The following is a 26192-nucleotide window of genomic DNA, read 5'->3' on the forward strand; positions in this document are numbered from 1 at the left end:
AAAGGGGGCTGCGGCAGGGACGGGGTCATGACTAGGAGGGCAGGAGCGCCTGTGCCTTGATCGAGGTCAGGCCGGGGAAATCGCGCGGGAGGAAAGGGGGAGCCGGAATACAGCCCTAAGCGCCGGATTTGATTGCACATCGCGAACCATGCTGACACTGAGGCGGAGCGGAGGACAGGATTGCTACTGCTGCTACTGATCGCCTTGCCCTTTCTGGGCACCTTGCTCCTTGCGTCGCTCGGAAGAGCCGGACGCACGGTCCAGGCGAGCGCTGCAGGTGCCATGACTGGCGCGGCGCTGCTCATTCTGGTCAGTCTGGCGCCGTCCGTGCTGCAGGGCGGGGTGCCGGCAGCGCATCTCGACTGGGTCCCCGGCCTCGGCCTCGCGTTCAGCCTGTTCCTCGATCCGCTCGGCCTCATGTTCGCCGGGCTGATCCTGGGCATCGGCCTGCTCATCATCATCTATGCGCGCTTCTATCTCTCCGCGGCCGACTCCATGGGGCGCTTCCTTTCCTATCTGCTGCTGTTCCAGGGCGCGATGCTGGGCATCGTGATCTCGGACAACCTGCTGCTGCTGCTCGTCTTCTGGGAACTCACCAGCCTGTCCTCCTTCCTGCTGATCGGCTTCTGGCGCGACGAGCCGGAAGCGCGGCAGGGCGCCCGCATGGCGCTGCTGGTGACGGGCGGCGGCGGCCTTGCGCTGATGGCGGGCCTGCTGCTGCTCGGGCAGGCGGCCGGCAGCTACGAGCTGTCCAGCATCCTCGCGAGTGGCGACGCCATCCGCCATTCGAGCCTCTATCCCGTGGCGCTCGTGCTGATCCTGATCGGCTGCTTCGCCAAGTCGGCCCAGTTCCCGTTCCACTTCTGGCTGCCCCACGCCATGGCCGCGCCGACGCCGGTGAGCGCCTATCTGCACTCGGCGACGATGGTGAAGGCAGGCATATTCCTGCTGGCGCGCCTCTGGCCGGTGCTGGCCGGGACGGAACTGTGGTTCTATCTGGTCGCCACCACCGGCCTCGTCACCATGCTGATCGGCGCGAGCGTGGCGCTGTTCCGGCACGATCTCAAATCGATCCTCGCTTATTCGACGATCAGCCAGCTCGGCATGCTGACGATGCTCTTCGGCTTCGGCACGCCGGCCGCCGCGATCGTCGGCCTGTTCCACATCCTCAATCACGCGACCTTCAAGGCGGCGCTGTTCATGAATGCCGGCATCGTCGACCATGAGGCAGGTACCCGCGACATCCGTGCGCTGGGCGGACTGGCCACGCTCATGCCCATCACGGCGACGCTGGGCATCGTCGCGGCGGCCTCCATGGCCGGCATTCCGCCCCTCAACGGCTTCCTTTCCAAGGAAATGATGCTGGAGGAGGCGACGCATTTCCAGTGGCTTGGATCGTCATGGCTGATCCCGGCGCTGGCGACGCTCGGCGCGCTGCTCTCGGTGGCCTATTCGCTGCGCTACATCGTGCAGGTCTATCTCGGGCCACGCCGGGCGAGCTATCCCGGCAAGCCGCACGATCCGCCCTTCGGCCTGTGGGGACCATCCGGCCTGCTCGTGCTGCTGGTGGTCGCCATCGGCCTGTGGCCAGTCACCATCGCCGCGCCGCTGATCCTCCCCGTCGCACAGGCGGTCACGGGCGATGCTGCCGTCAGCTTCGCGCCCAAGCTCTGGCATGGCTTCACGCCGGCCCTGTACATGAGCCTGCTGGCGATCGGCGGCGGCGCCATCCTGCTGGCGCGGCACGCCGGCCTGCTCTCGATCTGGGAGCGGCTGCCGCTGCCATATGCCAAGCCGCTGTTCGAGCGCGGGGTGGAGATGGTCGTCCACGCCAGCCGGACAATGACGCTGTTCATTCACAACCAGTCGCTCCAGCGGCAGATGGCGTTCCTGTTCCTCGTCGCCATTCTCCTGGGTGTCGAAGGCGTGATGACGGGCGGGCTGCCGGCAGGGACAGGCCCCACGCTGCCCGCGCCGCCGCTCGCCGTGGTGGCCTGGCTGCTGCTGATCGGCGCGACGCTGGCCGTGGTGCGCGCCCAGCGGCAACGCTACCTGACGCTGATCTTCATCAGCGTCATCGGCCTGATCGTCTCGCTCGCATTCATCTACCTCTCGGCGCCCGACCTCGCGCTCACGCAGATCTCCGTGGAAGTGGTGACGATCCTGCTGCTGCTGCTGGCGCTCAATCTCCTGCCGAAGACGCCGCCACGCCTGTCCGGCAACGCGCTGCGCGTGCGCGATGCCGTGCTGGGCGGGGCAGGGGGGCTTGCGGCGGGCGTGGCGGCCTATGCGGTCATGACCCGGCAACCCAATGACCCGATCTCGCAATATCATTGGGCGAACAGCTATTCGGGCGGTGGCGGCACCAATGTCGTCAACGTGACGCTGGTGGATTTCCGCGCCTTCGACACCTTCGGCGAGATCATCGTGCTCGGCATCGCCGCGCTCACTATCTTCGCGCTGCTCCAGACCGCGATCATGGGCGCCTCGGGACGGCGGCTGCTCGCCTGGATCCCGGACATCGTCCGCTCCCCCGAGCGCCACCCGATGATGTTCGTCGTGGCGACGCGCCTGCTGTTCCCGCTGGCCGTGCTGGTCGGCCTCTACATCTTCCTGCGCGGGCACAACATGCCGGGCGGTGGCTTCATCGCCGGGCTTGTCATCTCCATCGCGATGCTGATGCAATATATGGCGTCCGGCTTCGAATGGGCCGAGCAGCGCCGGCAAGTGGACGAGCATCTGATGATCGGCCTCGGCGTCATTATCGCGGCGCTGACGGGCCTGGGATCGCTGGCGTTCGGCCTGCCCGTCTTCACCAGCGCATTCGGCTATTTCACCTTGCCGGTCGTCGGCACGTTCGAGCTGGCGACGGCCATGCTGTTCGACATCGGCGTGGCCATGACCGTGATCGGCGCGGTGATGCTCGCGCTCGCCGAGCTCAGCAACATCGCCCAGCGCGCGCAGAAGGAAGTGTTCCCGGACAGCGGCCCGATGGACATCGACCCGGCCCGGATCAGGAAGGAGCTGTCATGAGCATGGAATTCCTGATCGCCAGCGCCATCGCGGTGCTCACGGCGGCGGGCATTTATCTGTGCCTGCGCGCGCGGACCTTCCAGCTCGTGCTCGGTCTCGCCATGCTCTCTTATGCCATCAACCTGTTCCTGTTCTCCATGGGCCGGCTGACAGTGGATCGCCCGCCGATCTACGAGAAAGGGCTCACGGATTATACGGACCCGCTGCCGCAGGCGCTGGTGCTCACCGCGATCGTCATCGCGTTCGGCATGACGGCGCTGGTGGTGGTGCTTTCACTGCGCTCCTATCTCGAAAGCGGGACGGACCAGGTGGACGGCAAGCCCGACCCGGACGAGCGTGGGGAGCCGTGATGGATCAGCTGATCGTCGCGCCTCTTCTCCTGCCGGCCATCGCGGCCGCCGCCTCGCTGCTCTTCATGCGGCGCCGGCGCTGGATCGGCGCGGCCCTGTCGCTGGGCAGCGTGCTGCTGCTGATCGCCCTCGCGCTCCACATGCTGCTCACCGCCAGCACGGGCGCGGTCAACGCTTATGCGCTCGGGAACTGGCCCGCCCCGTTCGGCATCGTGCTGGTGCTGGACCGGCTCGCCGCGCTCATGCTGCTGTTGACCGCGCTGCTGGCGCTGCCGGTGCTGGCCCATGCCGTCATCTCGGGGCTCGACCGGAAGGGCTGGCACTTCCACCCGCTCTTCCAGTTCCAGCTTCTCGGGCTGAACGGCGCTTTCCTGACCGGCGACCTCTTCAACCTGTTCGTCTTCTTCGAAGTGCTGCTGATCGCCTCCTATGGCCTGATGCTCCACGGCCAGGGACCCGAGCGCCTGAAAGCGGGCGTCCAGTATGTCGTCATCAACCTCGTCGGCTCGACCCTGTTCCTCATCGCGCTCGGGATCCTCTATGGCGTGACGGGCACGCTCAACATGGCGGACATGGCAGTGCGCATTCCCGCCCTGCCAGCAAGCGACGGCGGGCTCGTCCGAGCGGGGGCGCTGATCCTGCTGTGCGTCTTTGCGCTCAAGGCGGCGCTGCTGCCGCTGCACCTCTGGCTGCCGCGCACTTATGCCGCCACATCGCCGGCCGTGGCGGCCTTCTTCGCCATCATGACCAAAGTCGGCATCTACGCGATCATCCGCACCGTGCCGCTGATCTTCGGCGCGCAGGCGGGCGCGGCGGCCTGGGCGCCGATGCCGTGGATGCTGCCGAGCGCGCTGGCCACGACCATCATCGGGTTCCTGGGGCTGCTCGCCGCGCGGGGCCTGCGCGATCTCGCCGCCTTCGCCCTCATCGGATCGACCGGCACGCTGTTGATCTCCGTCTCGCGCTTCGACCCCGGCGCGATGGCAGCGGGCCTCTATTATCTCCCGCATACGACGCTGACGGCGGCCCTGCTGTTCATCCTCGTCGATATCATCGCGCGCCGGCGCGGGAGCTATGGCGACGCTGTGGTGCCGGGCGTGCGCTTCGCCGGGCTGGAACGCCTTTCCCTGCTTTACCTGCTGGCGGCCATGGCGCTGGTGGGGATGCCGCCGCTCTCCGGCTTCATCGGCAAGCTGCTGATCCTGCAGGCGACCCTGACCGACCCGTGGGGTCCCTGGATCTGGGCGACCATCCTTGGCACGACGCTGCTCGGCATGCTCGGCATGGCCCGGGCGGGAAGCGCGATTTTCTGGAAAAGCGCCTCGGCAACGCCGCAACCTTCCTTCCGCACCGCGGCGCCCTCGCCGCCGGGTTTCACGGAGCTGCTGCCGGTGCTTTTCCTGCTTCTCCTCCTTGGCGGCCTGACCGTGGGGGCCGGCGTGGCGAGCCGTTTTGCGCAGGAGACCGCCAGCCAGATCTTCGCGCCGGCCGCCTATATCGAGGCGGTGCTCGGGCCGGCAGTGGGGGAGCGATAACATGCTGCGACGGCTTTTTCCGCATCCCGGCCTCTTCGTCCTGCTGGTGATCGTCTGGATGCTGATGCTCAACAGCCTCACGCCGGGCGGCCTGCTGCTCGGGCTCGTCTTCGCCACGCTCGTGCCGATCTTCACCGGGCCGTTCTGGCCGGACCGGCCGCTGCTGCGCTTCGGCTGGCCGATGATAGCCTATCTCGGCATCGTGCTGTGGGACATCGTGGTGGCGAATTTCCAGGTCGCCGCGCTGATCCTGTTCCGGCGCAACCGCGATCTGCGCTCGCATTGGCTGTTCGTGCCGCTGGACCTCACCTCCGCCGAGGCGATCACGACGCTGGCCGGGACGATCAGCCTGACGCCGGGGACGGTCTCGGCGGACGTCTCGACCGACGGGCGCCATCTCCTGGTCCATGCGCTGGACGTGCAGGACGAGGCGGCCGAAGTGGCGCGGATCAAGTCCCGCTACGAAGCCCGGCTGAAGGGGATCTTCCCATGATCGGCATCGCGCTCATCATCGCTCTGGGCTGCGTGGGGCTGGCCATGCTGCTCAACCTCTACCGGCTGCTCAAGGGGCCGAACAGCAGCGACCGCATCCTCGCGCTCGACACGATGGTGATCAACGCGATCGCGCTCATCATCCTGTTCGGCATCTACGAGACCAGCACGACCTATTTCGAGGCGGCGCTCCTGCTGGCAATGGTCGGCTTCGTGGGGACTGTCGCCTATTGCAAGTTCCTGCTGCGGGGAGACATCGTGGAATGAGCCTGCACGTGATCGCCGAGGCGTTCATCGCCTTCCTCATCCTGCTGGGGGGCGCCTTCGCGCTCATCGGCAGCTGGGGCCTCACGCGGCTGCCGACGCTCATGAGCCGCCTGCACGGGCCGACCAAGGCGACGACGCTGGGCGTGGGAAGCTGCCTCATCTCCTCCATGATCTACTTTCCGCTCAAGGCGGGCAGCTGGTCGGCGCACGAACTGCTCATCACGCTCTTCCTCTTCATCACCGCGCCCGTCTCGGCGAACATGATCGCCAAGGCGCATCTCCACCGGCGGCGCAGCGGCAATGACGGGGAAGGGGGGAAGGCCATCCACGACCCCCTGCCACCGCCGCCGCCCGATGCCCATTGGGCAAGCTTCGGCAGCGAGGACGGCCCGAGGATGCCGTAGCGGCGGGGGCAGCGTGATCCCGCGAAAAGCTGGCGCGCGAGGGATGACTTTGAATTTCCGCTCGGCTAAGGACCGGCCCGGATGCTGCCGCTTCGTGCCCTTTTCCTGCGTCATCGCGCAATCGCCCTGCTGCTGGTGCTCGCCGCGCTGTGCATGAAGGCGCTGGTGCCGGGCGGCTATATGATCGGGCAGAGCAGCAAGGTGCTGACCGTCCAGATCTGCCATGACGGGCTCGGCGAGCCGATCACCAGGCAAATCGTCATCCCGATGAACGGCGAACCCGGCGATCACGGCAGCAAGCAGGGGAAAAGCGACTGCGCTTTCTCCTCCCTCTCCATGGCTTCGCTGGCCGGGGCGGGGCCGGCGCTGCTCGCCATCGCGCTCGCCTTCATCATCGCGCTCGGCTTCGCGCCGGTGCGGCTGCCGCATCCCCAGCGCATCTTCCATCTCCGTCCGCCGCTGCGCGGGCCACCGGCGTTCGCCTGACAAAACCGCATTTTGTCGGACCGGCCGGTCTGAGCGCCTGATCGCGCGCATGCACCGGCCCTGCCGGAGCATTTTCCTATGTATCAGTTACTGCGCCGTTCACCCGAACGGCCCTGGGGCGCGCCCCGCCACGAGCTGCCGCCCGGTTCACGTCGAGACGACACGACCGACCATCCCCTCATCCTGCACATGCGGGAGAACCGCTCGCACCTGACCCGCGCGGCGCGGGCGTGCGTCGGGATGATCGCCCTGCTGTTCATGCTGACTACCCTTGGTCCCGCGATGGAGGGGCAATGGCCGGTGCCGGTCTTCTCGATGATCACCATCGCGGCGCTGACCTTCGCGCTGGAGCGGCATGCACGGTCCCGGCCCGCCAGCGAGACGCTCGAGCTCGGTGACGGGCCGCGTGCGGCACCGCGACAGCGCCGGGCGGAGCGCGGACTATCCCGCCTGCTGGGTGCGGCTCGCCACGGAAGGGCGAAGCGCGGCCGAATTGCGCCTGCTCTTGCGGTGCCGGGAGGGCGTGATCGAGTTCGGGCGCTGCCTGAGCCTCGACGAGAAGCGAGAGGTGGCGCCGCTGGTGGCGCGCGCCCTCGCCGCCGCGCGGGGGCGTTGAGAATGCGCTGGCTCGCTCTTCCCGAGAGGCGCGCGCGGCAACTGCGCCGCTTCCGCCGCCGCACCTGGCTGCTGGTCGCGCTGTGCTTCGTCGCGCGCGGCGCGGACGCGGCACTGGGGCTCGACCTCATCGAACATATCCCGCCGGTCGCCGCCCAGGACGCGGCGACCTGCCCGCATGACGCCCGCCATTCCGGCGCCGGCGCCTGACCAGACCATATCCAGACAGGAACACAGACCATGAAGACGTCCATCATCGCGCTTGGCGCAGCTCTTGCCGCGACCGTGCCGGCGCAGGCCCAGACCGGAGCCCCGACCGGGACCGGAACGAGAAGCTCTGCACCGGATGACATCCTCGTCATCGGCACACTCAATACCGATCAGGCCCGCACCGAGATCGAGAGAACGCCCGGTGGGGTGGAGGTGGTCCCGGATACGGCGTTCAAGAATACGCCGGTCCAGCATATCAAGGACATTTTGGGCTATGTGCCGGGCGTCATCACGCAGCCGCGCATGGGCGACGATGCGCGCGTCTCGGTGCGCGGATCGGGGCTGTCGCGGGCTTACGGCGCGCGCGGCATTTCCCTGCTGCTCGACGGTGTGCCGATGAACACGGCGGATGGCCTCGTCGACTTCTTCGAGGTCGATCCCAGCGCCTATCGCTATGTCGAGATATTCAAGGGTGGCAATGCCCTGCGCTACGGCGCCAATGCGCTCGGCGGCGCGATCAATCTCGTTACGCCGACCGGACGCGATGCCGCGCCGCTCGATGCGCGCATCGACGTTGGCAGCTTTGGCTATGTGAAGGGGCAGGCCAGCACAGGCGGTGTTTCAGGCGCGCTCGACTATTTCGCGACCGTCTCGGCGCAGCGGATCGGCGGCTATCGCGACCATAGCGACGGCAATGCCATTCGCGGCAACATGAATGTCGGCTACCGAATCTCGCCCAATGTCGAGACGCGCTTCTATCTGACCGGCGCCTCCACCAATCAGCGCATTCCGGGCGAGGTCTCGAAAGCGCAGGCGCTGGACAATCCACGGGCCGCGAACCCGGGCTGGGTCGATCAGGACCAGCAGCGCAATGTCGATTCCATCCGCATCTCGAACAAGACGACGGTCCGGCTCGACCAGACAGTGCTGGAGTTCGGCGCCTTCTACAACTGGCGCCATGTCGATCACCCCATCTACCAGTATCTCGACTACACCGTGGATGATTATGGCGGGTTCCTGCGCGCCGTGGACGATCGCAATCTCGGCCGCCTGCGCAACCGGCTGATCCTCGGCGCCAATCTCCACAACGGCACGATGGATACCGAGCAGTTCGTCAATCTACCCGGCGCGGTGAAGGGCGACCTCACCCAATCCATGGTCGACAAATCGCGGAATGTCTCCATCTATGCCGAGGATTCGCTCTACGTTCAGCCCAACCTCGCGCTGATCGCGGGCGTCCAGTATCTGCACGCCACCCGCGATCGGCGGGACCGGATCGGCGCCGGCTCGGGCCGCCAAAGCTTCGACCTGTGGAGCCCGAAGTTCGGTGTACTGTGGGACGTGCAGCCGGACGTCCAGCTCTTCGCCAACATCTCGCGCAGTGCCGAAGTGCCGAGCTACGATGCGGGCATTTTCTCCTCGCCGACGACGAGCATGAAGGCGCAGCGCGCGACCACTTATGAGATCGGCACACGCGGGCGCAGCGGCATCATCGGCTGGGATGTCTCGCTGTATCGCTCGGATATCCGCGACGAGCTTCAATGCCTCACGCTCTTTCCCTGGGCGCCATGCACGACGACCAATGCCGATCGCACCGTCCATCAGGGGATCGAGGCGGGGCTCGACGCGACCATTCCGCTCTCGGCCTCCGGTGATAGCCTCGCGCTGACCGCGGCTTACACTTTCAGCGACTTCTTCTTCGACGATGACGCTATCTACGCCGACAATCGCATCCCCGGCGTGCCGAAACATTATCTGCGTGCCGAGATGCTCTACAAGCATCCGGGCGGCTTCTACGCTGGCCCGAATGTCGAATGGGCGCCGGGCCATTATTTCGCCGACAATGCCAACACGCTGACGGTCGATCCCTACGCGTTGCTGAACCTCAAGGCCGGGTTGGATCTTGGCGAGCGCTGGTCGCTCTATGTCGAGGGACGCAACCTCACCGACAAGCGATACATCTCCACGGTGGCCATTGCCGGCACAGCCAGCCCGACGTCGGAGATCTTCAATCCGGGCACGGGCCGGGCGGTCTATGGCGGCCTCCGGTTCCGCTGGTGACCATGCGCAGCCGCAACCTGACCTTCATCAAGCGCTCCTGAGGACAACCGACATGGCAACCGGACAGCCCCGCCCGAACAGCTATCGCACGATCTGGCGATGGCATTTCTACGCCGGGCTGTTCGTGCTGCCGTTCATCATCACCTTGTCGCTCTCGGGCGCGCTCTATCTGTTCAAGCCGCAGATCGAGCGCTGGGAGGAGCGGGGCTTCCGGGGATCGCCGGTCGCGACGCAGGTTGCGCCATCGTGGCAGGTGGACGCTGCGCTGGCCGCCTTTCCGGGTGCGCGCCTGCTGGACTACCGCTTGCCCGAGCGCGCCGGTGACGCGGCAATGGTGCGTGTCGATCTGCCGGATGGCGGAGGCGTGCGGGAGACGTTCGTCGCTGCCGACGGGGCGGTCGTGGGGAGCCTGAGGCCAGAGGCGCGCATCATGGCGCTGGTCAAGACCGTCCACAGCCAACTGATGATCGGCAAGGCCGGCAACTGGCTGGTGGAACTGGCGGCGAGCTGGGCGATCCTGATGATCGCGTCCGGCCTGTATCTCTGGTGGCCGCGCGGGCGGGGGATGGCCGGCGTGCTGTGGCCGCGGCTGACGGGCGGGCGGCGCCTGCTCTGGCGCGACCTGCATGCCGTCACGGGCTTCTGGATTTCCGGGCTCGCGCTGGTGCTGCTGCTGACCGGCCTGCCGTGGACGGACGTCTGGGGCAGCGGCTTCAACCGGCTGCGTGCCGAGTTGGGTTGGGTGAAAGGTGCTTCGCCCTGGGTGACCGAAGAGGGGGCGGCCGAGGAACGGCAGCCGATTGCCGCAGCAGAACCCCATGCGCCTCATCATGGCGGCCATTCCGGCGCCGGGCACATGGGCGGGAATGACGGCGCCTTTTCGCCAGCACTCTTCAACACGATGGTGGCGCGGGCACGATCCGAACGTCTCGCCTTTCCCGCCATCGTCACGCCGCCCGGCGCGCCCGGCCGGTTCGGCGCGCCCGGGGAGATGGCGTGGACGATCCGCTCCGACGCGGCCAACGTGCCCCTGCAGCAGACCATCCGCTTCAGCCGCGATGGCAGCGAGCCACTCTCCCGCGAGCGGTTCGGAGACATCCATGTCATCGACCGCATGGTGGGCTACGGCATCGCCTGGCATCAGGGACAGCTCTTCGGTCCGTTCAATCAGGCGATCGGCGTGCTGACCGCCGCCGGACTGATCACCCTGGCCGTCAGCGGCTTCATGATGTGGCGCCGGCGCAAGCCCGCGGGCAAGCTTGGCGCGCCGTCGGCGGCGGAAAGGCCGGGGCGCGTTGTCATCGCCATCCTGCTGGCCTGTGCGGCGCTGCTGCCGCTGCTCGCCCTCTCGCTGGTGCTCATCTGGCTCGTCGAACGCGCGGCTTTCCCCCGATTGCCACGGCTTGCCCGGTGGCTCGGCGCCGCATGACGAGGGCGAGCCCTAGGTCCAATCGACATTCAGCGCTAGCGGCCTGCAAATGGCGCTTTCCCGGTCTTCCGGTGCTCACGTACTTTGAGTACGCTGCGCGCCGGGTCCCGAAAAACCACCATTTTCGTCACGCCATCATCTGGAGCCGAAGGCGTCCGTAGGACAATGTCGATCAGCCCTAGCTGGCGCCGCCGATCGCCCCCGGGGTCAAGGCCAGCGCCAGGATGACCGCCGCGATCGATACATAGGCCCAGAGCCCCATGCCGGCCCATGCGATGCGCACCCCACCGCCTTCGACGCGATCGGCGCGCTGGATACGCCTGGCGTAGATCAGCATGCCAGTTACGGACAGGCCGGTGAGCAGCGCGCCGGCCAGGAACCAGATGATCTTGGTCGTCAGGCCGCCGAACGTGCCGAAGTGCAGCGGGTCCGCCATTTCCGAAATGCGCTGGTGGACGGAGAGGTCGCGGCCATCCAGCATGGCGGTCACGCGGCCGGTTGCCGGATCGACCGCCACGCCATTGGCGCGCTCGCGCACCAGCCAGGCGCGATCCTGCCCCAGGAAGATGACGCCATTATCCGGCGTGAAGCGGATCTCACGGATCGAGAGCGTGGGCTTCGCCGCGCGCACGGTGGCGACAAGCCGGTCGAGCGCGGGCCCTGTCACCGGCGCGGACGTGACAGCAAGGCGCGGCAGCTCCGGCACCGGCGCGCGCCCGCCGAGCGTCTCGACCAGATACCAGATGCCGGTCAGCGTCATGAGCGCTACGAACCACAGGCTCCACACGCCGGCCAGCCGGTGCAACTCCCCCTGGAAGCGCCGCGCGTCCCCACCGCGCGGGAGGCGCAGGAAGCCTCGCCACCATTTCTTGTAAGTGACGATGCCGGTGACGAGCGATGCCAGCAGCAGAAAGGCCAGCGAGCTGACGATGGGAATGCCGATCTTGGTCGGCAGCATGAGGTGCCGATGCACTTGCCGCAGGAAGCGGTGGACATTTGCCCAGCCATGCGTGCCCGTCACCTGCGCTTCCCACGGATCGACATAGACGCGGCGCGGCGCGCCCTTGCCCATGTCCACCCATGCCTCCACGGCGAACCACGGGTCGATCGGCGCATGGAGCGTCTGCAGGCGTCCCTCCGGCTCGGCGCGCGCGGCGGCCTGCGCGATCGCGCCCCAGCTGGCAAGCGGCCGATCCTGCGGCGTGACGCGCATGGCGGGCGTCACCAGCCAGTCGATCTCATGCGCGAACACGGCAAGCGTTCCGGTGGCGAGGATGAAGGTCAGGAAGATCGAGAGCTTCAGCCCCGCCCAGCTGTGCACGCGCCACCACAGGGAGCGCCGCTTGGGTGGTTTCACCGGTCGCATCGGCCGTCAGAACCGGACGCGCAGCTCGGCCAGGAAGGTGCGCGGCTCGCCGGGGAAATGCCCGCTCTGGGCGCTGAAGCCGGATGCGGCATAGACCTTGTCGAAGATGTTATCGACCCGGAGCAGGAGTTCGGCAAAGCCCAGCCCCTTGGTGATCGACGCGTCGAAAATGGTGTAGGGCTGCACCGACTGGCCAGAAAGACTGATGCGGCTGGACACATGCTCGCCGCCGAAGGCGAAGGCCGCGTCAAGAACGGGAAACTGATAACGCGTCCAGAAGCCGACCTTGTGCCGGGGCGCGTTGGCGAAGCGGTCCCCGACTGCATTGGTGATCGCCTGACCGGCGACCGTCCCGGTGATCCGGGTGTCGTTATAGCCATAATTCACCAGCAAGACCCAGTCGGGCGTGATGTCGGCGGCGAGATCCACCTCGAAGCCCTTGCTCGTCACCTCGCCGATCGGGGCGAGCTGGTCGACGCCGTTCACGGGCGGAAGCGAAGGATCAACCTGCAGGATGTTCCGGCGGACGATGCGATAGGCCGCGAGATTGGCCTGGAGCCGACCCTCGAACAACTGCGTCTTCACGCCGCCTTCGACCTGATTGCCGGTGACGGGCGCAAACGGGCCGCCGGCATTGGCATCCTGGCTGGCGGCCGCCTGCGGCTCGAAGCTCTGCGACCAGCTGACATAGGTCGAGATGTCCGGCAGCGGCTTGAAGATCAGGCCCGTGCGCAACGTGACGTCACCATCCCGATAGGAGGAGCGGTTGCTCACTGCCCCGCCGGTGCTGGTCGTCACCTTGTCCTCGAAATGATCGTAACGCACGCCGCCCACCAGCAGCAGGCTGCGCGTCAGGCTGATCTGGTCCTGCAGATAGACGCCCTGCCGCTTGGTCCGGGTATCGGTGGTGGTGAAGGGCAGCAGCGCTGCGCGCGCCGCATCGCCCTCCGCTGCGCCCCCATAAACCGGGTTGGAAAGGCTGAGGGACGTCACGCCCGTCCGCAGGATGCGGGAATCCAGCACATTCTTCTCGTCATACCAGTCCGCCCCGGCCTGGAACTTGTGCTCCATGCCGAGCAGGTCCACCCGGGCCGTGGCATTGGTCATGAACGAAAGGCCGTGGACCGGGCGGATCTGATCGCGGAACTCCCGGCGGACGAGATCGGGGTTGGCCGGATCGAGCCCGCGCGGCTCGTGATATTTCTGGGCCTCGCGCGCATCGAAATAACGCACGCCGGCGTCGAAGGTCACCCGGTCCCCCACGCTCGTCTCATAGCGGGCCTGATAGGCCTGGCTCTTGAGATGCAGGAAATCGGTCGGCTCATTGGCGTTCCAGCGGATATCCGTCAGGAAATTGCCGGCATCATCGACAAGGACGCCGCGCAGCCGGTTGGCGCGCAGATAATTGTCGTAGATCGTGGCCTGCAGGGTGAGCTTGCCGCCTTCATTGGTGCGGATCGCGATCGCACCGTCGGCGATCTTCGCCTTGTTCGTGGTGTTGCGCCGATACGGGTCCATGGCCTCGTAGAAACCGCCGACGCGATAAGTGATGATGCCGTCGGCATCGACGGGCCCGGTCGCCTCCGCCGAGATGCCGACGCGATCATAATTGCCGCCGGTGGCGACCATGCGCAGCGAGGATGTATCGGACGGGGTCTTGGATACGTAATTGATGATGCCGCCGGGCGATCCGGGGCCGAAGAACAGGCCTGCCGGGCCCTTCAGGACCTCCACCCGCTCGATGTTGAACAGCTGCGGGACCGAAAAGCCGATGAACGGATTGCCGCGCTGCCCGTCATAGAAGGACTGGTCCTGCCGGAATCCCCGGAAGGTCACGCCGGCATAGCTGAAGAAGCTGACGCCGGAGATGTTGCGATAGATGTCCGTTGCATCGCGCGCGCCCTGATCCGTGAACAGCTCGGAATTGATGACCTGCACGGACTGGGGAATGTTCATCGGGTCTTCCGCAGCCTTGCCGACCGTCGTCTGCTCCGCGCGATACAGGCGCTGAACACGGCCGGTGACAATGATCGTATCGGCCCCGTCGCTCTCGCCGGCATCAGCCGGAAAAGGCGCCTGCTGCGCGAGAGCCGGCACGGTAGACAGGGCGGCGGGCAGAACGACGGACGCAAGCAGGGTGTAACGGAAAACAGACAAGGCAGCCCCCTCGGAAGATTCGATAATGCGAGTTAGTCGCAACTATTGAAGGGCGCTTAGGAATGCAATGGCCTGTTTGTGGATTTTTCTGTTCGGGAATTGAGAGGGTTGCGCAAGCTGCGAAGGGCCGGAAGGCCGTATTGCCGCCTCGATCGTCAGGTCAGCGGCGGATGAAAGACGCCGTCACGGCGCTTGCGCCGCTTGCCATGGCGACGAGCAGGAAGATGACGGAGGTGGTGCCGCTGCTGTCCATCACCTTGCCGATCAGCGGCTCGCCAAGGCCGGCGAACAGATAGGCGAAGAAGTTCATGACGCCGACCGCGGTGCCCGCGCGGCGATGGCCGACGAGATCCGGGCAGAGCGCCCAGAAGCTCGCCTGTGGTCCATAGACGAAGAAACCACAGAGGAAGAGCACGGCAAGCCCGAGATGAACGGACGCGGCCGGAATGCCGTACATCAGCAGGGCCATCGCCGTGGCGAGCGTCATGTACAGGACGATGGCGACATAGCGGCGGGTCGCGAAATAGCGATCCGAGATGTAGCCATTGGTGGCGGCGCCGATCGCCATGCCGACCGGAAGCGCGATCGTCGTCCATTCCGGCGCGATGAGGCTTCCCGTGCCCGCCGCTGCGGCGCCGTCACCGCCGATGAAATGGACCGGAACCCAGACCAGCAGGCCGTAGCGGGCCGCGTTCTGGAAGCCGATCGCCAGGCCCCCCATCCATATCCGCCAGTTGGAAAGCACCGCCCGGTAGCGCTGCATCGAGCTTTCTTCGCTTGTCTCGGAAACGGCCTCACGCTCGGATGCATGCGGGGAACCGAAACCCAGATCTTCCGGACGCTCTCGCGCGACGAAGAAGAAGGTCAGCCCACCCAGCAGCATCAGCAGCACCGGGATGCGGAAGATCCAGCGCCACTCCATCTCGAAGATATGGACCACGAGTATGGAGGTCACGAAGCTGAGGACCGACGCCATGCCCGCCGCGAAGACATAGCAGCCGAACACCTTCCCCCGGTCGCCCGGCCCGAACCAGTTGGAGAGGACGCGGCTGCCGGGCGCCCAGCCCATCGCCTGAAAATAGCCGTTGAGGCCCCAGAGGAAGCCGAGGCTCAGCAACCCGGTCGAGAAGCTCACGGCCCAGTTCGTCGCGCATGAGAGGATCGCCCCGGCGCTCATGACCGTGCGGCCGCCCAGCTTGTCACCGAGATTGCCGTTGATGGCCTGGCCGATGGCGTAGCACCAGAGGAGCGCGGCGCTGACCCAGCCGAGCGTCTCCTTGCTGACGCCGAACTCCGCCTGAATGCCGGGAATCGCGAAGCCGAAGGTTTGCCGCCCCGTGTAGAAGAACAGATAGCAGAACATGGTCGCAAGCAGCACCTTGCGCCGTGCCCGCAGGAAGGATTGCCGCTTGTCGGACAAGGCGGCGATCATCGCGATCGAACTGGAGGAAGTCACGGCCGGGGGATCCTTGCTGTCGGCTTCCGCCAGAGGGACGTTCGCTGGCCGGGAGACATGTCTTCATGATGACAGCGCGACGGGAGCCCTTGCCGCGACCTCATCGCCGCAGTGGCGCTCACGCGACGGACCGATCAGGAAAGCGGTCGCGCGCCCCGATGAAATTGCGGCCGCGCGGACCGTCAAAGGCGTCGGCCACGATGCCGCGCCATGCCTCGCCACCGATGCCGAAAGCGGCAGGATCACCCGCAATGCCAAGATCGGTCAGCCTGCGGCGCAGGGCTTGCGGGGCCTGGGAGAGCGCGCCGAAAATCGATCCCAGCGCCGTGTCGCACGCATCATCCGCGCCGATCGCGGCGGCCATCACTTCCGGCAGGCAGAAGGAACAGGCGATCCCGTGAGCGACGCCATAGTCCAGCGTGATCGGGTAGGAGATGTTGTGTGCCAGCGCCGTTTGCGTGTTCGAGAAGGCAAGCCCGGCTTTCATCGCGCCGGATGCGAGCATGGAGCGGGCGTCCTGATCGTCGAGGTTCACTTGCAGCCGGGTGAGCGCCGCCAGCACATCGCCGGCCGCCGCAATGGCGAAGCTGCGCGTGATGGGATTTGCGTTGCGGTTCCAGAGGCTCTCGAGCGCGTGGGACAGCGCGTCCAGTCCGCTGGCAAGCGTGAGGGGCCAGGGCAGGCTCGCGGTCAGCTCCGGATCGATGAAGGCCGCTTCTGCATAAAGATCGTCCCGGTTCAGTGACAGCTTGCGCCCCTGCTCCGGATCCCAGATCGTCGCCCATTTGGTGAGCTCGCTGCCGGTGCCCGCCGTGGTGGGAACCGCGATGACCGGCAGCGCCCTGCCGCCAAGCGCGACCTGTCCATCCAGATAGCAGGCCACGCTCCTGAAGTCGCAATGGCCGGCCGCCAGGAACTTGGCCGTGTCCATCACCGAACCGCCGCCAAGCGCCACGATGACGTCTATTCCCTCAGCCCTGGCCTGCAGGAGGCCGCAGACATGCTGCAGCATGGCCAGGCTGGGATTGGGCATGATCGCATCGGCAATGGCGAGGGGCGGGTGGACATGGCCAAGCAGCCGATCGCGCATCGGCGCGAAAGGCGCATCTTTATGGGTGACCAGCAGCCATTGGCGCTGCCCGATCTGTTCCTTCACCCGATCGAACACACCGGCGCCGAAATGCAGGGCGACGGGATTGTGAAAAGACCATTGCCTCATGGCCTTTCGCCGACGGCAAGGCGCGCCTCGATCGCATCGATGATCGGCGGGAGATCGGCGATCGTGTCGATCACATAATGGGCGCCCGCCCGAACAAGGACCGGAAGGCCGCGACCCCGATGCGCATCCTGCTCGTCGGCGGACAATGCCGTCCAGTCCTCCAGCGACAGGCCGACTTCGTTGCCGCTGGCCAGAATGCCGATCGCCCACATGCCGGCCGCGCGACCGGCGGTGAGGCCGCTCGGGCTGTCATCCACGACGATGGCGCCGCGCACGTCGGCGAGGCCGAGCGCGAGAGCATTGGCGAGGATCATGTCGGGATAGGGGCGGCCGCGCGCGACATCGCTCACGGTGATGCAGCAATCCGGCTCATAGCCCTGCGCCGCCGCAAGGGGGATGAGCCCATCCATGATGCTGCGCGGATAACCGGTCGTGCTGCCGATCGCGATTCCTCGCTCGCGCAGGGCGCCGATCGTTTCCAGAGCACCCGGGATCAGCGCACTGTGAAGCGCGCAGTTCACCTGATCGATCCTCAGGAAATCCGCATAGAGCGCATCGACGTCCTGCTCGTCCGAGGGCTTGCCATGGTAAGCCAGCCAGCGCCCGGCGACGGCTTTATCGGCCAGGATCAGTTCGATGTGCGTGCGTTTCGCCGCCCCCATGGGCGCGCGCGCTTCCGCCTCGCTGATCGGCACGCGGGCGTTGGCAAACGCCTCCTGGAAAGCGGCGACAGGCGCGATGCATCCGAAATCGAGGACCGTCCCGGCCCAGTCAAAAATAGCGGCAGTGATCTTGCCTGAATAGGCGAGGGGGGAAGCAATCTCGTTCATCAACCTGCTCTGATGGTCTTGGTCAGAGCGGCTCTAGGGCGCGAACATGACAGTCATATGCCTGAAACATGCGTACCATATCGATTGATCGACCGATATTTTCGGTGGATTGGAAGCGGGCCTTCACGTGACGCTCACGCAACTTCGCAGTTTCATCGCGGTCGCGCGCTACAACGGCTTCACGGCTGCTGCGCGCGCCTTGCGCACGAGCCAGACGACCATCACGTCGCAGATCCAGGCCCTGGAGGAGGAGCATGGCGCTCGCCTTTTCGAGCGGCGGGGGCGGCGCATCGACCTGACGCCGGTCGGCACCGAATTCCTGCAGATCGCGCGGCAGATGATCGAGCTGGAGAATGACGCCGCGATCCTGCTGAAGGACAGCGGCGCCCTGCGGCAGGGAGCGATCAAGATTGGCGCGGTAAGCCCTTTCCATGTGATCGCCATGATCGAGGCGTTTCACAGCCAGTATCCGGACATCTACACGTCCATGAGGCTCGGCAACTCAGGCGACGTCCTCACTGACCTGGGCAATTATGCGGCGGATGTCGGCGTCGTCGCCCGGGCGGACGACGATGATCGCTATTATATGCAGCATTATGCGAGCTATCCGGTGACGGCCTTCGTGCATCGTGATCACCGCCTGGCCGCCAATGGCTCGATCGAGCTGGCCGAGCTCTCGAAGGAGCGCCTGCTGATGCGCGAGACCGGCTCCACGACGCGCCGGGCGCTCGAGGATGCCATGGCGTCGATCGGCCGCAAGCCGCGCATCGCGATGGAGATCGGCAGTCGCGAGGCGATCCGCGAGGCCGTGATCCGTGGCCTCGGCATCGGCACCGTCTCGCAATCGGAATATGTACCGGACGAGCGGCTGGTGCCGCTCCCCATCACGGGCACCGCCGTCGTCACCCACATCTATCTGTGTTGTCTTCGGGAGCGGCGGCGCAGCCTGCTGATCTCTGCATTTCTGAATGCCGTGACCCGGCGGACCCCCTGAAAATAACGCCGTCCCGCTCTTTCAGCATCGCGCTCCAATCCATCGAATTGTTCGGTGATTGTATCGACGGAACACGGGTAAATCCGCAGCATTGCGGTCACGCACCCTGTCTATCTCACCGGTCGAGGCGAAGGGCCGGGGCTGTCCAGAAGGCGAGCGACATCGCCTCAACCCCGGCCAACGCAGTCCTTTCCGGAACAATCAGGGGTCTCCACGTGAACATTCGACTTTCAGCCATGACCGGCAGCGCCCTTTTCGCGCTCGTCGCCGCCCATTCCCAAGTGAGTGCAGCCGAGGCGGCAAGCCAGTCCGACAGCGCGATCGCGCAGCCAACGCCCGGCGACGCGATGAGCGACACCATGGGCGAGATCGTGGTGACGGGCACCAACCTGCGCCGCTCCACCAGCGAAGGAGCGCTGCCGATCAGCGTCATAACGGCGGACGACATCGCGCTGCGCGGCGGCTCGACCGGCGCCGATCTGTTCGCGACGCTGCCCATGGCGGGTCCGCCGTCGATCAACGAAGCCACCATCGGGTCGCAGGCCGCGCGTGGCGATGTCATGTCCGTCGACCTGCGTGGCATTGGCGCGGGCAGCACGCTGATGCTGATCAACGGCCGCCGCATCGCCGCGCATCCGCTGTCCGGCACGGACCAGGGCGTGCCGGCCTTGTCTCCGAACGCCAACGTCATCCCCACCGCACTGCTGAGCCGCGTTGAAATCCTGCGTGACGGCGCATCGGCGATCTACGGCGCAGACGCCGCCGCGGGCGTCATCAATTCGATCGTTTCGCCCAACGCCCAAGGCGGGCGCCTCTCGATCGAGACGGCGCAGACGCAACATGGCGGTGCCGGCGAATATCGGATCACCGGATCGAACACGTTCAAATTCGGTCGCACGTCGATCGGCCTCTCGCTCGACCTCTTCAAGCGCGACAAGATGATGGTCAGCGACCGCGACTGGGGCACGCAGAGCGACTTGCGCCGCACGCGCGACCTGCCGGCGCCGTGGAACGGTCTTCCCGTCGTCGATCCGAAGACCGGCACGGCCTTCGCGGTCGACAATGATTTCGACAACAGCAGCACGATCACCAATTTCGGCCAGTTCCGACGGGGCTACATCCAGCCCGACTTCCAGACCTTTCTGAGCGGCCGGCCGACCGGCAATGCGGGAATCGTGACGACCGCCAGCCCGACCGGCGGTGTGGCGACCATGGCTGCGGACGGCACCTTCTTCCTTGTCCCGGACGGGAATGGCGGCATCAATTTCAAGCAGAGCACGCCGAGCCGGACGCTGGGCAATGTGGAGAACGGCTATTATCACAACCGGCTGCCCCACCGCACGCTGATCCCCGGGGTCGAGCGCATCAACGGGGCATTGTTCATCGAGCATGAGGTGAACGACAATCTCACCCTGTTCGGCGACGTGCTTTATTCCGGCTCGCGCGCGAACAGCCAGCGGGAATCCGCCAATCTCCAGAATGTGAACGAGCCGGGCATCTATGTCCCCGCGTCGAACCCGTACAACCCGTTCGGCGAACGCTTCTACAATATCGATGGCCTGCCCAATGCGGACGGCACGCCGCGCATCAAGGGGGCTCCGGCCGATGTGACGATCGCCGCAGGCACCATGCCCAATGGCACGAAGGACCGCTATATCCAGGTCGACTCCAGCTTCTACCGGGCCCTTGCGGGCGTCCGGGGCACGATCGGCAGCGACTGGTCCTGGGAAAGCGCGGTCATGATGTCGGGCGCCTACAGCCACGAGACCGAGACCAATATCTACCGCGAATCCCTCGTTCGCAAAGCGCTCGAGCGGACGGACGCTACCGCGTACAATCCGTTCCCGGTCACCTTCAAGGTCGAGAACGGCAAGATCGTGGTCGACAAGCCCTATACCAATCCGGCGTCAGTGACCGACCCGATGTACGATATCGACAATCGCTACGGAAAGACGCGGATCATCACCTGGGACGCGAAGCTCTCCGGCGAGCTGTTCCAGCTGCCATTCGGCGGCGGTCGCGTCCAGGCGGCGGGCGGCACGGAAGTCCGCTGGGAGAATTACGATGCCTGGAAAGCTCCCTATGCCGGCCTGAACCCGCCGGGATCGGGCGCGCAATTCCCCTATCTGCGCGAGAATGACAACGACTTCATCTCGATGAGCCCGAACGCGGACGTCAGTGCGCATCAGCGCGTGCTTTCCGCTTATGCCGAGATCGGCCTGCCGCTCATCACGCCCGCGAACGCGCTGCCGCTGATCCATCGCCTCGAACTGGGCGCCGCGGTGCGCCACGAGCGCTTCTCGATCCATGGGGAAAGCACGACGCCCAAGTTCAGCCTGTTGTGGAGCCCGACGCCATGGCTGAGCCTGCGCGGCTCATACAACAGGAGCTTCCGGGCGCCCAATCTCGCGCAGACCGACACGACGCAATTGCTTCGCGTGAACTACACGCAGGATCCCTATCGCTACAGCGTCACCGGCTTTGCGCTGGACGGCAGCGGCCCGCGCCGCACCTATCGACAGGGCAACAACAGACTGAACCCGGAACGCGCAGAGAATTTCGGCCTCGGCTTCGTGCTCGACGTGCCCGGCGTTCGCGGCCTGTCGATCACCGGCGACTATTGGCGGATGAAGCAGCGGGACGCGATCAGCGCGCTCAGCAATGCCGATGTGCTGGCGCTGGACGAGCTGGCGCTCGATCTGGCGACCCAGGCCGCGCTGGCCAGCGGAAAATCGATCGACCAGATCGACCTCGGCTCGGGGACCGGCGCCTATGCCGGCAGTGCCCGCGTCGTTCGCCGTGCCGTGACCGCCGCTGACCGGGCGGCCTTCGATGCCTACAACGCTGCGCAGACGTCCAACGCCTCGAAGCGGGCAGTCGTGGGTGAAATCGAGAATATGGTCGTCGACTATATCAACCTCGGGTCGCGCACCCTGTCCGGTCTCGATTTCGGCCTGCAGTATCGCTCGCCCGAAACGGCTTTCGGCCGCTTCACGATGCGTGCCGAGGCCACGCGCAATCTGCAGCGCGACGAGGACCTCACCGATGAAGGCGTCACCATCGATCAGCTGGGCCGCAACGGCTACGCCAAATGGATCGGCAATGCCGCCATTGGCTGGTCTAAGGGCGGCGTGTCCGTCAACTGGCTGACGACCTATTATGGCTCTTTCTCGAGCACCTCGGCGGCCACCACCGAAGCGATCTATGAAGCCCTCGGCCGCCCCGATTATATCAATGTCGTCGATGATAATGGCGTGATGCGCTATTATTACCGGGTGAAACCGGCCATCCAGCACACGCTGAGCGCCAGCTATGCCTTTGGCCGCACGGTGAATGACGGCAAGCCGCGCCACGCCCTGACGTTCACGGTGCACAACCTCTTCGATGCGGACCCGCCGGTGGCAGACGAAGACAATGGCTTCGTGGTCGGCACCGTCAATCCGCGCGGTCGCCAGTTCCGGCTCAGATATACGTTCGGCTTTTGAGGACCGTCATCGCCCGCTGGAAGGCAGCTTCGCGCTGCCTTCCATCCCCGCCAAGCCAGCACGGACAGCCCATGAAAATCCTTCGCCTCATGATCGGCGCGACCTGCGCCCTGCTTCTGGCCCAGGCATCCGCGCTTCCGGCATCGCCACCGGCGCAAGCGGATGAGAGCGTGCGCCGGGCGAATAGCGAGGAGAAGCCGCATCGCCCGGTTCTTCTCGTCAGCATTGACGGCTTCTCGCCTGACAGCCTGCTCGGGCCCGAAAAGGACCGGCCGAACCTCCCGGTGCTGCGCGGCCTGCTGCGCGAAGGCAGCCATGCCGAGCGCGTCGTCAACGTCAACCCGACCGTCACGAATCCCAATCACACGACGCTGGTGACCGGCGTTTCCCCGATCGAGCACGGCGTGTTCAACAACCGTCCGTTTGCCGCAACGGCCAGGCTGCCGGAGTCCTACAGTCAGTATGAGGCGATCAAGGTGCCGACGCTCTGGTCGGCCGCGAAGGAGGCCGGGCTGCGGACAGCCAGCCTTTACTGGCCCGTGACCCGGGGCGCCGCGCCGATCGATATCAACGTCAGTTCCGGCGATTCCAGCGACGACGAGCAGATCACCAAGGACGCGATCCGGATCATCACCGAATATCAGCCTCATCTCCTGACGGTGCATTATGTGTCGCACGACAAGGAACAGCACGCCCACGGACCGGGCTCGGCAGAGGGTCGCGCGGCGCTGGAACGGATCGACCGGGAAATCGGCAAGCTCGTGGCAGCGTATCGAGCTCAGAACCCGCAGGGCGTGATCGCGATCGTGTCCGACCACGGCTTTGACCGCACGACCCGGGAGGTCAACCTGAACATCGCCTTCGCGGATGCCGGGCTCATCACCTTCACCGACGAGACGCGCAGCGAAGTGAAGTCCTGGCGCGCCTTTGCATGGTATGTCGGCGGCAGCGCGATGGTCGTGCTGCAGGACCCCAGCAATCGTGCGCTGGAAGCGGAGGTGGCCGCATTTCTTGGAAAGCTCGCACGGCAACCCGAAGCCGGCATCGCCGCCATCCTGCCCGCCGAGGATCTGCGGCACAGCGGCTTGTCGGATCAGGCGCGTTTCGTGATCGCCCTGAAGCCGGGCTATCGCATGGGAAATGCGATGAAAGGGCCGTTCAGCCAGGCTTATGCAGGCGGCTCCCATGGCGCCTATTCGACCATCAACACGCGCCGGGACATGCACGCCGCTCTCATCCTGGTGGGCGAGGGGATAGCGGCGAACAGGAATCTCGGCACGATCGACATGCGCCGGATCGCCCCGACGCTCGCCGGATTTCTGAATGTGCCCCTTGCCGCTGCGCGGGGCGCGCCGCTGGACGTTGGCGAATGATCGGGCGATCGCTGAATTGGGATGAGGCGGCAGGCGCCCGACGCCCGCCGCCTCGCCCAGGTCAGAATGCGTGACGCATGCCGATGGCGACGCTGCGGCCGCGCAGCGGCGATTGATCCTTCACAAATGAGGTGTGCGCGAACGCCAGCTCGTTGAGAAGGTTGGTGCCGCGAACATAGAATTCCACCGCCTTTGCCCGGCCGAGATCGAAACGGTAGCTCAACGTCGCGTTGAGCATGTCATAGCCCGCCGTGCGCGTCTCATAAGAGGCGACCTTGTCCTGCTCGAACGTGTGATAATATTCCACATCGCCCGACAAGGGACCCGCGGTGAGATCATAGCGGGCGCCGATCCGCCCGGGAGGAATGCGCGGAAGATTGTCATCCTCGCTTTTCAGCCTGGCGTCCACATAGTCCCCGAAGATCGTCACGCGCGATTGCGGCGTCAGCTGATAGCTGATTTGCCCGTCGATCCCGGCGAAGCGGACGTTGGCGGCCGTGTAGATGAGAAAGTTGTGCGGGACCCCGGTTTCCGTCTCGGTCTCGATCAGCCGTGCGAAGACATAATCCTCGATATCCTGGTAGAACAGGCCCACTTCGAAGGCGAGCGGTCCGCCCCTCTTGCGGAAGGTCAGGTTGATCGCGTCCGTAGTCTCGAGCACATCCTCGGGCGCAATGCCGGCATCGTTGAGGAGGGGATTTCGGGCAGCGAGCCCGAGCTCGTAACTGTTCGTGGCGAGATTGTTCCCGCGCGCGTAAAGCTCCCGCACGCTCGGCGCTCGCTCGGTGTGCGCAAGCGACAGCGACGCGGCGAAGCCATTGCCGACATTCCATGTCGCGCCGAACGAGACCGAGAACGGATCATGCCTGACGGGCGGATTGCGGCTGAGAAAGGACTCAATCGTTTCGTCCTCGATCGCCTTCTTCCAGTCGGGGCCATAGAAATCGCGGAAGATCGTGTCGTAGATCGCTTCCATGTCCGGCGTCAGCGTGAACAGGAACTGCGGTCTTGCGGCCCGGATCCTGCGCCAGTCCTTGCGGGCGGCAAGCTCGACATCGACCGCGCCGAATGACCGGCGCTCGCTGAGGAAAAGGCCCACATTCTCCGTGAGGTGATAATAAGGCGGGACGGTGCCATAAGCATTGTCAGGGAACGGCACGTGAAGGTCTTCGACATTGATGCCGCTGAACTTGCCGTCGGTGTACTGAACGCCCAGCGTGCCGGTGAAGCCGAAGATCGGCTTGTGGGTCAGCTCGAGCCGCCCGTCCCAGACCTCGTTGGTGTAGCGGGTGAACAGCAGTTCACCGTCGATCTCGTCATGGACGTAGTCGGTATAGGATCCGCGAAGGCGCAGATGGGCAAGGCCGGGCAGAAGATCATCATAGTCCGCGCGCAGGTCGACCCGGTCGGCACGCAGCCTGATATAGGCCGTATGATCGTCGGATCCGCCGAACGGATCGTCGAACCCGCCATGCGCCTCGCAATGCAGATCGAGGCCATGAGTGTGGCACACGCCATTGATGTGGCTGTGACCGGGCAGGCCATACTCGCTTTCCATCCGGCTGTAGGACGCGCCGATATAGCCCTTTGACGTGACCCAGGATGCGCCGAAGGCATAGCTGGTGCTGTCTGCAAAGGAATCGCGCAGCTTGTCCGTGCCAAAGCCATTCGGCACATCATAATCATCGGCCCTGCGACGCGCGCCCTCGGCGTGGATGGCAAATTGCCCGAGCCCGGCGGTCACACGGCCGACGAGTGTCTTCTCCTCGTCGCCTGTGCCGAAACGCACCTCAGTAGCGCCGGTGAGGCCGCCGACCGGAACGACCTTCGGCACCTTGCTGTCGATCAGGTTGATCGCGCCATTGGTGGCATTCCCGCCATAATGGATCGCCGCAGGGCCGCGCTGGATCTCGATCGCATCGAGCAGAAGCGGATCGGCGGTGATGGCGTGATCGGGCGAGATCGACGACACGTCGAACAGATTGGCGCCATCGGTCAGCACCTCGATGCGCGGCAGCGTCTGGCCCCGGATGACAGGGCGCGACGCGCCGCCACCGAAATTGTCCAGATGTACGCCTGGCAGACCGGCCAGAGTCTCACCCAGTCCGCCCTGACGGCGATGGGCGAGTTCGTCACCGGCCAGAACCTGCACCGGCAGGGCTGTCTCTTCCGTTCTCAGGGACTGGCCGGTCACCACGATGTCTCTGCGCGCCGAACCACGCTCCCTCGGGTCCGGATCGTCACGCTCCACTTGCGGTTCCTGTGCCCATGCGGGGAGGGGGCCGGACATGGCGACCGTTGCGAGAAGCGCTGCTGCGCGATGGGAAATATGTCGTAAACGCAATGACTTTGCTCCGCCCTGAGTTGGAGAGCGGCGTGTATGATATGTTATATCGTAATTTCAAGAGGGATTGCGCTTTCTGCCCCCAG

The 26192-nt window shown here is 65.6% G+C and carries 20 protein-coding genes and 1 pseudogene; 15 read left to right on the top strand and 6 right to left on the bottom strand.

Annotated elements, in window-relative coordinates; translation table 11 throughout:
• The first annotated feature begins 180 nt into the window (after positions 1–180).
• The 12 genes and pseudogenes from HNP60_RS08470 (at position 181) to HNP60_RS08515 (ending at position 10882) form a co-directional block, all read left to right on the top strand.
• On the top strand, positions 181–3033 hold the full coding sequence (locus HNP60_RS08470) for a monovalent cation/H+ antiporter subunit A (protein WP_184152478.1): 2853 nt from the start codon (positions 181–183) through the stop codon (positions 3031–3033).
• Entirely contained in the window at positions 3030–3383 is a 354-nt protein-coding gene (locus HNP60_RS08475) for a Na+/H+ antiporter subunit C (protein ID WP_184152481.1), read from the top strand. Before HNP60_RS08470 ends, HNP60_RS08475 begins: the two co-directional genes overlap by 4 nt.
• The gene (locus HNP60_RS08480) at positions 3383–4918 is read left to right on the top strand and encodes a monovalent cation/H+ antiporter subunit D (protein WP_184152484.1); all 1536 of its coding nucleotides are present in this window, start codon (positions 3383–3385) and stop codon (positions 4916–4918) included. The genes HNP60_RS08475 and HNP60_RS08480 overlap by 1 nt, the downstream gene beginning before the upstream one ends.
• 1 nt (position 4919) lies before the next feature.
• Positions 4920–5411, top strand: coding sequence for a Na+/H+ antiporter subunit E (locus HNP60_RS08485; RefSeq protein WP_184152487.1), 492 nt, complete (start codon positions 4920–4922; stop codon positions 5409–5411).
• On the top strand, positions 5408–5677 hold the full coding sequence (locus HNP60_RS08490; RefSeq protein ID WP_014076019.1) for a K+/H+ antiporter subunit F: 270 nt from the start codon (positions 5408–5410) through the stop codon (positions 5675–5677). Before HNP60_RS08485 ends, HNP60_RS08490 begins: the two co-directional genes overlap by 4 nt.
• Complete coding sequence (locus HNP60_RS08495; RefSeq protein WP_184152490.1) at positions 5674–6081, top strand: Na+/H+ antiporter subunit G; 408 nt, start codon at positions 5674–5676, stop codon at positions 6079–6081. Before HNP60_RS08490 ends, HNP60_RS08495 begins: the two co-directional genes overlap by 4 nt.
• A gap of 81 nt (positions 6082–6162) precedes the next feature.
• Entirely contained in the window at positions 6163–6567 is a 405-nt protein-coding gene (locus HNP60_RS08500; RefSeq protein WP_184152493.1) for a DUF2946 family protein, read from the top strand.
• A gap of 240 nt (positions 6568–6807) precedes the next feature.
• Positions 6808–6906, top strand: a pseudogene (locus HNP60_RS20300) (hypothetical protein); the annotation flags it as partial.
• A 55-nt stretch (positions 6907–6961) separates the two neighbouring features.
• Complete coding sequence (locus HNP60_RS19745) at positions 6962–7183, top strand: DUF2244 domain-containing protein (RefSeq protein WP_338056700.1); 222 nt, start codon at positions 6962–6964, stop codon at positions 7181–7183.
• A gap of 2 nt (positions 7184–7185) precedes the next feature.
• Positions 7186–7392, top strand: a complete 207-nt coding sequence (locus HNP60_RS19750; RefSeq protein WP_184215011.1) for a hypothetical protein — start codon at positions 7186–7188, stop codon at positions 7390–7392.
• Between the two features lie 30 nt (positions 7393–7422).
• A complete protein-coding gene (locus tag HNP60_RS08510) occupies positions 7423–9453 on the top strand; it encodes a TonB-dependent receptor family protein (RefSeq protein ID WP_184152499.1) in 2031 nt (676 codons plus the stop codon).
• A gap of 52 nt (positions 9454–9505) precedes the next feature.
• Positions 9506–10882: a PepSY-associated TM helix domain-containing protein gene (locus HNP60_RS08515; RefSeq protein WP_184152502.1), complete on the top strand. Its 1377-nt coding sequence runs from the start codon at positions 9506–9508 to the stop codon at positions 10880–10882.
• Positions 10883–11060: 178 nt separating this feature from the next.
• Here HNP60_RS08515 and HNP60_RS08520 read toward each other — a convergent pair whose 3' ends face one another.
• From HNP60_RS08520 to phnX, 5 genes are all read right to left on the bottom strand, one after another.
• Positions 11061–12239, bottom strand: a complete 1179-nt coding sequence (locus HNP60_RS08520; RefSeq protein WP_338056701.1) for a PepSY-associated TM helix domain-containing protein — start codon at positions 12237–12239, stop codon at positions 11061–11063.
• A gap of 15 nt (positions 12240–12254) precedes the next feature.
• The gene (locus HNP60_RS08525; protein ID WP_184152505.1) at positions 12255–14405 is read right to left on the bottom strand and encodes a TonB-dependent siderophore receptor; all 2151 of its coding nucleotides are present in this window, start codon (positions 14403–14405) and stop codon (positions 12255–12257) included.
• 160 nt (positions 14406–14565) lie between these two features.
• A complete protein-coding gene (locus HNP60_RS08530; RefSeq protein ID WP_338056702.1) occupies positions 14566–15861 on the bottom strand; it encodes an MFS transporter in 1296 nt (431 codons plus the stop codon).
• Positions 15862–15979: 118 nt separating this feature from the next.
• Complete coding sequence (locus HNP60_RS08535; protein ID WP_184152508.1) at positions 15980–17080, bottom strand: phosphonoacetaldehyde reductase; 1101 nt, start codon at positions 17078–17080, stop codon at positions 15980–15982.
• Positions 17077–17910 carry a phosphonoacetaldehyde hydrolase gene (gene phnX / locus HNP60_RS08540; protein ID WP_184152512.1) on the bottom strand — a complete coding sequence of 278 codons (834 nt, stop codon included), beginning with the start codon at positions 17908–17910 and terminating at the stop codon, positions 17077–17079. Before phnX ends, HNP60_RS08535 begins: the two co-directional genes overlap by 4 nt.
• A gap of 127 nt (positions 17911–18037) precedes the next feature.
• Here phnX and HNP60_RS08545 point away from each other — a divergent pair, with 127 nt between their 5' ends.
• The 3 genes from HNP60_RS08545 (at position 18038) to HNP60_RS08555 (ending at position 23762) form a co-directional block, all read left to right on the top strand.
• Positions 18038–18904, top strand: a complete 867-nt coding sequence (locus HNP60_RS08545) for a LysR substrate-binding domain-containing protein (protein ID WP_184152515.1) — start codon at positions 18038–18040, stop codon at positions 18902–18904.
• Between the two features lie 236 nt (positions 18905–19140).
• Positions 19141–22389, top strand: coding sequence for a TonB-dependent receptor domain-containing protein (locus HNP60_RS08550; RefSeq protein WP_184152519.1), 3249 nt, complete (start codon positions 19141–19143; stop codon positions 22387–22389).
• A gap of 71 nt (positions 22390–22460) precedes the next feature.
• On the top strand, positions 22461–23762 hold the full coding sequence (locus tag HNP60_RS08555) for an alkaline phosphatase family protein (RefSeq protein WP_184152522.1): 1302 nt from the start codon (positions 22461–22463) through the stop codon (positions 23760–23762).
• A 61-nt stretch (positions 23763–23823) separates the two neighbouring features.
• On the opposite strand, the gene HNP60_RS08560 is transcribed toward HNP60_RS08555, so the two are convergent.
• Positions 23824–26052 (bottom strand): TonB-dependent receptor, encoded by a 2229-nt coding sequence (locus tag HNP60_RS08560; RefSeq protein WP_260394792.1) that lies wholly within the window; start codon positions 26050–26052, stop codon positions 23824–23826.
• Between the last annotated feature and the right edge of the window lie 140 nt (positions 26053–26192).

This window comes from Sphingobium lignivorans, assembly GCF_014203955.1.
Taxonomy (GTDB): Bacteria; Pseudomonadota; Alphaproteobacteria; order Sphingomonadales; family Sphingomonadaceae; genus Sphingobium; species Sphingobium lignivorans.